Here is a 2984-nt window from a genome sequence, read left to right as displayed (position 1 = left end):
CAGCGACTTACTTGGAGAATGTGGGGTTAAATCCAACCCTACAAGATCATGCAGAACATTTGAGATTTTTCAAGGTTTCTTAAACTTGGAAGATGCGGTACGGCGAATACCTCTTTCATAGTTTTGATCGCGGCGGAACATTATACCGCCCCAAATCTCCAGGCTGGGGCGGTAATATTTCAAATAGTGTCCTGCAGGCCGTTGTGAGCTCAGGCCCATCGAGATATGTCGGGGCGCTTCTTCCAAGGCTGAGTCGCCGCTTCAAATGCAGCAGAAGCACGAAATACTCTAGTATCGTCAAATGTTCGTCCGACAATTTGCATGCCGGTCGGAACGTTTGTCTTTTCACACCAACCTGTTGGAACGCTCATGATCGGAACCTGGCTGACCATGTTGAATGGATAGGTCATAAACCAACCCATATATGGGTCAACATCTTTCCCATTAATTTGAAGTGGGCCATTATTATTATGATCCGCTTTTACTGAAGGCAGTGCTACAGTCGGAGCGATAAGTATGTCATATTTTTCCAGAACCGGCCCCAGCTTCTCATACATTTCAAACTGAGTTCTTTTTACGCCATACATCCGAGATAGCGAATGACCTCGACCTTTTTCCAGAATCTTCTTGACAAACGGGTCCAGCATATTCGCCGATGTTTCCAGCTTGTCACCTTCCAACGCGAAAAATAGACCTTCCCAGTTCACAAGCCAAGCGTCAAACGCTTCTTCTCCCCAGCCCAAATCGATCTCTTCAACTGTACACCCGAGGCTTCTAAACACTTCGGCTGCAGCCAGCGTGTTCTTCTGAACTTGCTCGTCAACTTCAAAATATCCAAGATCCATCGAAAGTGCGATTTTCCAACCCTTGATGCCTTCAAATCGATCAGGAAGAACTAGCTTTTCCCTGAGCGTGTTCTTGTCCGCCAAGTGTGGCCCAGACATGACATTTTGCATCAGCACCAAGTCTGCAACACTGCGGGCCAAGCCGCCATAATGCAAGACTGCTTCTTCGGGATGTTCGCGATCAGTTGGATTTCGCCCAAAAGGGGGCTTAAACCCATAAATTCCTGAACAGGAAGCAGGAATACGAACAGAACCACCTCCGTCGGTCCCGTCGGCCAGTGTTGTCATCCCGCCTGATACAGCAGCACCCGCACCGCCAGAAGAGCCGCCTGGGCTATACGCGGGGTTCCACGGATTGCGGGTGACCCCCCATAGCGGGCTGTGCGTGGTCGCGTTGTAGGCGAATTCCGGCGTTGTTGTTCGGCAGTGCATAATCGCACCGGCGTCAAGCAATCGCTCTACCGCAGGAGCAGTTTGGTCTGGTCGAAAATCTTCGTACACCTTTGATCCAAAAGTAGTGATTTCTCCTTTAACTGCGTGGAAATCTTTGATCGCGCAGGTGATCCCCTCGAGCGGTCTTGTTGCATTTCCTTTAGCATATAGCGCTTCTGCCTTGTGGGCCTGCTCGAGTGCTTTCTCAAAGAACCTATAGGTTAGCGCATTTATTTGACCATTTATTGCTTCAATTCTCTTTATCTGGGCTTCCAAGATCTCTACTGGAGAGACTTTCTTAGCTTTGAACGCTGCAATAGCTTCTGACGCAGACAAATAACAAAGGTCAACTTCCGAGGCATCCATAGTATTCTCCTTTATGTGAATTTCAGGCCATCGATTGTGAGTATCGGGTCTTCCATCCAAGCGAGCAATACCCGGAAATGGGTATTGCTCGCATCGGCGATTGCTGCCGCGAGAACCTCTGGGGTAATTCACCAATGATCAGATAGGTGTTTCATCCCGGACACGGGAATCACATTTGGCACTGACTGCCTGATCTGAACCTCTTGCAGCTCAGGGCGGGATCGATTCTGGAGGAGGGATTCATCTCTTGGAGCTCGCTGCGACCATGGACATCTTCCTTTCCGCCTTCGATGACGTTCCTGATCCTCGCGCCGAGAACGCGCGACACGACCTTGGAGAGCTTCTCGTTATAGCCTTCGTCTCCGTGCTCTGCGGCGCGACCAGTTGTGCCGAGATGGCGGCCTTTGGTCGGGCGAAAGAGCGTGTTTTCAACGGCTTCTTGAAACTTAAACACGCCATTCCATCGCACGACACGTTCTCGGCCGTGTTTCGGATGATTGACCCCAAGGCTCTTGATGCCGCCTTCGGACGGGTTCTGGCTGACGTCGCCGCCCTTCTGCGTGAGGGGGATGTCATCGCAATCGATTGCAAGGCGTTGCGTGGCGCACGCGACAGGGGGGAGAGCGCTCGGACGCGGATGATGGTGTCCGCCTATGCCGCCCGCTTGCGTCTGACGCTTGCGACAGTGGCTGCCGATCAGGGTCGCGAACTGGACGCAGGGCTTGAGGTGCTGGGCCTGATCGCGCTCAAGGGCAAGGTTGTGACCGCGGATGCGCTGCACTGCAATCGCCGCACGGTTGCAGCGATTATGGACGGTGGAGGCGACTACTGCCTTGCACTGAAAGCCAATCAGGACTCCCTTCTCTCCGACGCCCGATCCTGCTTCGGCAAGGCTGAGACAGACCACCCGGCTGTGCGGCAGCAGGACACTGGGCATGGTCGTAAGGAAACCCGCTCGGGCCTGGTGGTTTCGGCCAAAGGTCTGGCAGAGCACCATGAATTCCCCGGTCTGAAAGCATTTGGTCGGATCGAGGCCCATAGAGAAACCTCCGGAAAGGCGCAAACCGAGACCCGCTATTTTGCGCTGTCATGGGTGCGGGAACCCGCCGCCTTCATGGCCGCCGTCCGTGCCCATTGGGGGATTGAAAACGCCCTGCATTGGCAGCTTGACGTATCGTTCAGGGAGGACGCAGCCCGCAACCGTAAGGATAACGGCCCCGCCAACATCGCCATCCTGCGCCGCCGCGCACTCGACCTCGCGCGACGTGATATTTCCAAGGGCTCGCTCTCCATCAAGCTCAAACGGGCCGGTTAGGACGATGCGTTTCTTCTAAGTGTCCG

General features: G+C 53.7%; 2 protein-coding genes. One reads left to right on the top strand and one right to left on the bottom strand.

Annotation, left to right across the window (positions count from 1 at the left end; translation table 11 throughout):
* Positions 1 to 209 precede the first annotated feature (209 nt).
* Positions 210 to 1643, bottom strand: coding sequence for an amidase (locus FE811_RS26300; protein WP_140849451.1), 1434 nt, complete (start codon positions 1641 to 1643; stop codon positions 210 to 212).
* A gap of 265 nt (positions 1644 to 1908) precedes the next feature.
* On the opposite strand from FE811_RS26300, the gene FE811_RS26295 reads away from it, so the two are divergent.
* Positions 1909 to 2958 (top strand): ISAs1 family transposase, encoded by a 1050-nt coding sequence (locus tag FE811_RS26295; RefSeq protein ID WP_140849448.1) that lies wholly within the window; start codon positions 1909 to 1911, stop codon positions 2956 to 2958.
* Positions 2959 to 2984: the final 26 nt, after the last annotated feature.

It is taken from the genome of Paracoccus sp. FO-3, from assembly GCF_006386455.1.
GTDB classification, from domain to species: domain Bacteria; phylum Pseudomonadota; class Alphaproteobacteria; order Rhodobacterales; family Rhodobacteraceae; genus Paracoccus; species Paracoccus versutus.
This window is presented reverse-complemented; position numbering and strand designations above follow the sequence as displayed.

Coding starts and splice junctions, on each gene's coding strand:
- FE811_RS26295 (WP_140849448.1), top strand. CDS start 1,909: ATGGACATCTTCCTTTCCGCCTTCGATGACGTTCCTGATCCTCGCGCC.
- FE811_RS26300 (WP_140849451.1), bottom strand. CDS start 1,643: ATGGATGCCTCGGAAGTTGACCTTTGTTATTTGTCTGCGTCAGAAGCT.